We start from the raw sequence: 6,123 nt of genomic DNA on the forward strand, positions 1-6,123 counted from the left end.
TGAAATACGCGGTCATGGTGAGGAAGATGAAGATCGTGAAGTTCCGTGCTTTGCGTTCGCGCCAGACTTCTGCCAGCCCTTCGCGAAAAGGGGTCGGGTCGGGTTCGCGGATTGCGATCAGGTTCCGCTCGATCCGCCAAACGGCAATGCAGGTGACAAGCACTGCGATGCTCACGACGAAGCCCACGATTTTGATGAGCAACGTCGGCGAATACGGGTCGATGAACTGCCCGATTGTGCCGGCCGTCATGGCGATCCCGAAGATCATCATCAACCATGTGATTGTCGCGGCCGCCGCGCGCCGATGCGGTGCCGTTGTCGTTGCCAAGAGCGCCAGCAGTGACGTGCCGGAGGCTCCGACCCCAAGTCCGATAAGCGTGTAGGCTAGGATGGAAATCGCCACACCCATCACAAAGGATTGCGGGAAGATCGGCAATGCAGATGCTGCGATGAATGCGCCAGCGGCCAACGCGATCATGCCGCCGATGATCCAGCGTGTCCGGTGGCCGCCGGTATCGGAATAAAACCCCCAATGCGGCCGCGTGAGCTGGATACCGTAATGCAGGCCAACCAAGAGACCCGGCAGAATGGCGGGCAGCGATAGTTCGACCACCATCAATCTGTTCAAGGTTGACGTTGTCAGGACCACGATAGCCCCCAATGCCATTTGCACCAAGCCAAGCCGGACGATCTGGAACCACGATAGTGTCACATCATCCTCCGACCGTGCGCAGCGCGATGGCTGTGATCATCATGCCACTGATGTAGAACAGGATCCCCATGCCTTGATACCATGGCGTCTTACCTTCAGGATCGCGCAGCAGCACGCGCATCGCGCCAAGCTGCACGGCAAGCATTGCCGCCACACCAAGCGCATGAAGTGGTTTGTCCCAGAAGGCCAGCAGCCCAATAACGGCAACTTGCGGCACCGCCATCACGACACAGGCGACCTTTGCCGCGCGCTCCGGTCCGAGCATCACAGGCAGCGAACGCAGCCCCATCGCGCGGTCACCCGCGATCGCCTTGAAATCGTTCAATGTCATGATCCCATGCGCGCCCAGGCCGTAGAGCACAGCGATCAGGATCACTTCTGCGCCTGGTGCGCCTGCGGACACAACAGCGGCACCTGTAATCCACGGCAGTGTTTCATACGCGAGGCCGCAAAGCCCGGGCCCCCAGATGCCGGACTTCTTGGCGCGCACTGGTTCAGCCGAATAAGCCCATGCGGCCGTGATGGCCAAAAGTGTCGCACCAAATCCCCAAGGACCAAGCTGGTATCCGGCGATTACCCCAAGGACCGTCATCGCCAATGCAATATAAAGCCCCCAACGGCCCGGAATGCGCCCCGACGGAATCGGTCTTTCCGGCTCATTGATGGCGTCGACGTGCCGATCACACCAGTCGTTTGCGGCCTGTGACATGCCACAGACGACAGGCCCCGCGAGGATCACCCCCAGGGCCACCAAAAACCAATTATCAGAGGGGTTTACGCCCGATGATACCACGCCGGAAATATAGGCCCACATCGGCGGAAACCATGTCACAGGCTTAATCAGTCGCAAGGTCGCGCGCGGCTCTGGCCAGCGGCGACCGTGGTTCTGCAACTGTAAATCAGACGTGACACTCATGTTGTCAGTCTAAATTGACATAAATCACTGGGCAAGTGTAAATGCAGATTGACACTGTGCTATCTTGACGCGCCAAGCAAACGAATGATTTTTCTCGAATTTTCGCGTTAAGAGGGAATTTACGCCTGCCTTTGTAAGCCCTTGATCGGGTCAACAAGGAGTGACGATTATGGCGGCGAAACCGAACGCACCAACCATCATCAAACGCAAGAAGGTCATCGTTGCTGGCGGGCATCATGGTGGCGCATGGAAAGTCGCCTATGCGGATTTTGTGACCGCGATGATGGCCTTTTTCATGTTGATGTGGCTGTTGAATGCCACAACCGAACAGCAGCGAAAGGGCATTGCTGATTACTTCTCGCCGACGATACCAATCAACCGCATTTCCGGTGGTGGATCAGGCGCCTTTGGCGGTGACAATATATTCACCGAACAGACCCTCGCCCAAAGTGGTAATGGCATCAGTCAGCCGACGGTCGGGATGAACCCGGTGCGCTCCGACGAAGACGAGGCGCGTGATGCTGCGGAGGCTGCGCAAGTTGCAGCCTTGCGCGACATCGAAGCTGTCTTGATGGGTCAGGGCGGCGAAAGCATGGTGTCGGATCAGGCGCTGCGGCACATCATTACCCGCCTGACGGATGAGGGGCTCGTGATCGAGCTCTACGATCTTCCTGAGGTCACGCTTTTCGATGGCGAGACGACACTTCCAAACCCGGTGACCGCTGAATTGGCAGCTGTTATGGCCCGTCTGTTTCAAGCGGTGAGAAATCCCGTCGCGATTGAGGGGCATCTGAGAGCAAAGTCAGTTCTGCATGTCAATTATCCCATATGGGACATTTCGACGGGACGGGCGGAACAAATGCGGTTGATGTTGGAGGCGGGTGGCCTCGACCCGCGCCGCATCACGCGCCTGACCGGTGCTGGCGACCGTGAACCTGCGGTAAGAGACGCAACTGCCCCGCGCAACAATCGACTTGAGATCATTCTTTTGCGGTCGGATATCTGAGAAACAATTCAGATTTTATGTATTAGGGGTGCGTTAAGACTGGGGCCTTAGGCAGGTGGGAGGATTTTCGAAGCAGAAAGGCATAGTTCATGACGATTTCATCCTCCCTGAATGCGAGCGTTGCGGGATTGGCGGCCAACGCCTCCCGTTTGGCGACGATTTCGGACAATATTTCGAATTCCGCAACGTATGGGTATAAAAGGGCTGCCACTGAATTTCAGTCAATGGTTATTGAAAGCGGTCGGGGAACGTATTCTGCGGGTGGCGTGCGCACAACGGCCACACGCTTGATTGATGAACGTGGTGCGCTGGTGACGACGTCCAATGCGACGGATCTGGCGGTTCGTGGGCGGGGGATGTTGCCGGTGACCTCTGAAGCCTCTGTCGCGGTGGGGAACGGTGACAATCCGTTGTTCTTGACGACGACGGGGTCGTTTCGCCCAGATGCGCAAGGGTATCTGCGGACATCTGGCGGTTTGGTTCTAATGGGTGTGCCTGCGGCCACTGATGGGACAGTGGCAAATTATCCACGGGATTCGATTGATGGATTGGTTCCGGTGCAAATCAATGCCAACCAATTTGCGGGCGAAGCGACAACGCGGGTTGATTTATCTGTTAATTTGCCTGCGACCTCTACCAGAGAAGGGTCCGCCGGCCAGACGGAAACGCTTTCGGTCGAATATTTTGACAATCTCGGCGCGTCCTCCAATCTGAGCTTTACCTTTACGCCCAGGGTGCCTGCCAATGGCGCATCGAATGAGTGGACGATGCAGATTCGTGACAGTGAAACCGACATAAATGCTGACGGCGTCCCTGATCTGGTTGGTGAATATACACTCACTTTTGACGCAACACGCGGCGGAGGAGGAACGCTTGCAGCCGTTGGTTTCGCTGATCCTGCCGCACCTGTCGGCGGTGCCTACGATCCATTGACCGGGGCGCTGATCATTGCCGTCGATGGTGGTCCGATGGAGATCAATATAGGCGAATTGGGAAGCTCAATAGGATTAACCCAGTTGTCAGATGCCTTCGCGCCTGTTTCGATTTCCAAGAATGGGACACCCGTGGGCAGTCTGACCTCAATCGAGGTCGATCAAAACGGCTTTGTTCGGGCATCTTTCGATATCGGTATTAACCGGATCCTGTATCAAATTCCACTTGTTGATGTGCCAAATGTCAACGGATTGGAAACGTTGGATCAGCAATCCTACCGCGTCACACCTGATAGTGGTTCGTTCTTTCTCTGGGACGCAGGCGATGGACCAACCGGTGACATCGTCGGATTCGCACGCGAAGAATCTGCGACCGATGTGGCCGGCGAATTGACCGAGCTGATCCAAACGCAACGGGCCTATTCATCAAATGCAAAGGTAATCCAGACAGTGGATGAAATGCTGCAGGAAACCACCAACATTAAACGGTAAGCGGCAATGAAGGAGTAAGCGACGATGGGAATTTCCGGCGCATTGAATAATGCCCTGTCGGGTTTGACCGCCAATGCACGGATGGCAGAGGTCGTGTCATCGAACCTGTCCAACGCTTTGACCGATGGCTACGCCAGACGCAGTGTTGAGCTTTCATCAGTTCAGGTTGGTGATGTTGGTGGTGGGGTTCAAATTGACGCAATCAACCGTTTTGTCGATGCGGGACTTGTCGCCGACCGGCGGCTGGCGGATGCATCACTTGCCGGACAGGAACGCAATGCCGACATGTTGGTGCGGCTGCAACAGTCGTTGGGCGGTCCAGATGATGCGCAAAGTCTGATCGCAAGACTTGGCGAATTTGAAAGTGCCCTCATCAAAGCAAGCAGCGATCCCGCGTCGGAAATGCGACTTGCGACAGCGGTATCGCGGCTTGATGATGTCGCTGCAACGCTGCGTGCCAATACAACGACCGTCCAGTCTCTTCGTCAAGAAGCAGACGCAGCTATTGCGCGCGATGTGGACAGGCTCAATCTGGCCTTGGAGCAAGTGGATGCGCTGAACGAAGATATTCTGCGGATCACAGGCGGGGGCAATGATCCGTCAGCGTTGCTGGACGCAAGGCAGCGGACGATTGACAAGATTGCCGGACTGATTCCAATCCGTGAGGTGCTGCAACAAGACGGATCCATAGGGCTTTTGACAACCAATGGCGCGACGTTGCTCGATAGTCAGGCTGCGGTGATTTCCTTTCAGCGCACCCCCACGATTACTGCTGACATGACATATGCATCCGGTGCATTGGGCGGTTTGTCGATCGACGGCGCTCCGGTGGATCCCGGTTCCGGAATTGGGCGGTTAGACGGAGGCGCGATTGGTGCATCATTCGCGATGCGTGATCGTACGCTGACAGAGGTTCAGGCCAGCCTTGACATCTTTGCTGCCGACCTGATTGCGCGGTTTCAAGACCCGGCAAATGATCCCTCGCTTGCCGTCGGTGACCTAGGCTTGCTGACAGACCAAGGTGGTGTCTTGGATTTGACGGATCTGTCGGGTCTGGCTGGTCGGATCGGTCTGAACCCTTCAATAGATCCGTTGGCCGGTGGAGCGCCGGAAATGCTCCGGGACGGAATGGGTGCCGCCGGGTCCGGTCTTGCCGGTGATCCTGCGCAGATCAACCGATGGATTTCAGCGCTGAGTGATGCGCGCGGTGATGTGCCGGGTTCGGATTTGCAATCGGCCGATAAGCGTGCCGCGTTGCTGACAGAGCAGATAGCGGGCACACGCTTGCGGGCCGAAAGCGAATTGGGTTTCACAATGGCACGATGGGAAACTCTCCGAGAAGCAGAGCTTTCGGATGGGGTCGATACGGATCGCGAATTGCAGACACTACTGCAGATTGAGCAAGCATACGCCGCAAATGCCCGCGTGATTGAAACAGTCGATTTTCTCATGCAACGATTGTTGGAGATCTAGGATGTCAGGAATTTCAATCGGCGATATGGTGCAGCAATTCACGTCATTGCGCAATGGTGGAATGATAAAGTCTGAACTGGGTCGCCTTTCTCAAAGTCTTTCCAGCGGCAAAGTGGACGATCTGACTGCCGAGCTTGGCGGCGGTACGGAACGTTTTTCTGGCCTGTCTTATAGTCTACAACAACTTGACGCCTATCAAACGGCAGCGCGTGAAACGGCCCAGCTTCTGAGTGACACGCAGACCGTTCTTTCGCGGCTGGATAGCCTGCGGAACACTACATCTGAACGGCTTTTACGGGTGAACGAAGCCAGCACCAGTGCGCAGGTCCAGGAGGCAGCTCAGTCCTCTCGAAGTACATTTGACGAGATGGTGCGTACGCTCAACACCCAAATTGGCGATCGCGCGCTTCTTGGCGGGGCACGTGTCGATGCGGCCCCTTTGGCATCCGCGGGTGATATGATGAACGCGATTGCAACTGCTATTGGCGGCGCCACCGATGCCGCGACAATTATCACAACGGTCGACGATTGGTTTGATGCGGCAGGTGGCGGTTTCGTGACCATGGGCTACCTCGGTGATACGGGCCCCGAT

At 56.3% G+C, this 6,123-nt stretch carries 6 protein-coding genes; 4 read left to right on the top strand and 2 right to left on the bottom strand.

The annotated features are described in order from the left end of the window. Together ACFDSS_RS13065 and chlG are read right to left on the bottom strand one after the other, a co-directional pair. Nucleotides 1-712, bottom strand: a 712-nt coding sequence (locus ACFDSS_RS13065) for a PucC family protein (protein WP_375256170.1), incomplete at its 3' end; no start/stop codon positions are given. Between the two features lies 1 nt (nucleotide 713). Then, nucleotides 714-1,628: a chlorophyll synthase ChlG gene (chlG, locus tag ACFDSS_RS13070; protein ID WP_375256171.1), complete on the bottom strand. Its 915-nt coding sequence runs from the start codon at nucleotides 1,626-1,628 to the stop codon at nucleotides 714-716. Nucleotides 1,629-1,797: 169 nt separating this feature from the next. Here chlG and ACFDSS_RS13075 point away from each other — a divergent pair, with 169 nt between their 5' ends. From ACFDSS_RS13075 to ACFDSS_RS13090, 4 genes are all read left to right on the top strand, one after another. Beyond that, a complete protein-coding gene (locus ACFDSS_RS13075) occupies nucleotides 1,798-2,634 on the top strand; it encodes a flagellar motor protein MotB (RefSeq protein WP_375256172.1) in 837 nt (278 codons plus the stop codon). Between the two features lie 89 nt (nucleotides 2,635-2,723). Further along, on the top strand, nucleotides 2,724-4,058 hold the full coding sequence (locus ACFDSS_RS13080; protein ID WP_375256173.1) for a flagellar hook protein FlgE: 1,335 nt from the start codon (nucleotides 2,724-2,726) through the stop codon (nucleotides 4,056-4,058). A gap of 24 nt (nucleotides 4,059-4,082) precedes the next feature. Then, complete coding sequence (gene flgK, locus ACFDSS_RS13085) at nucleotides 4,083-5,531, top strand: flagellar hook-associated protein FlgK (protein WP_375256174.1); 1,449 nt, start codon at nucleotides 4,083-4,085, stop codon at nucleotides 5,529-5,531. A gap of 1 nt (nucleotide 5,532) precedes the next feature. Next, the coding region (locus ACFDSS_RS13090) for a flagellin (protein ID WP_375256175.1) at nucleotides 5,533-6,123 on the top strand (591 nt) is incomplete at its 3' end.

It is taken from the genome of Yoonia sp. (assembly GCF_042093035.1).
Lineage (GTDB): Bacteria > Pseudomonadota > Alphaproteobacteria > Rhodobacterales > Rhodobacteraceae > Yoonia.

Excerpts from the sequence above, each read along its gene's own strand:
- chlG (WP_375256171.1), bottom strand. The coding sequence starts at position 1,628 with ATGAGTGTCACGTCTGATTTACAGTTGCAGAACCACGGTCGCCGCTGG.
- ACFDSS_RS13075 (WP_375256172.1), top strand. The coding sequence starts at position 1,798 with ATGGCGGCGAAACCGAACGCACCAACCATCATCAAACGCAAGAAGGTC.
- ACFDSS_RS13080 (WP_375256173.1), top strand. The coding sequence starts at position 2,724 with ATGACGATTTCATCCTCCCTGAATGCGAGCGTTGCGGGATTGGCGGCC.
- flgK (WP_375256174.1), top strand. The coding sequence starts at position 4,083 with ATGGGAATTTCCGGCGCATTGAATAATGCCCTGTCGGGTTTGACCGCC.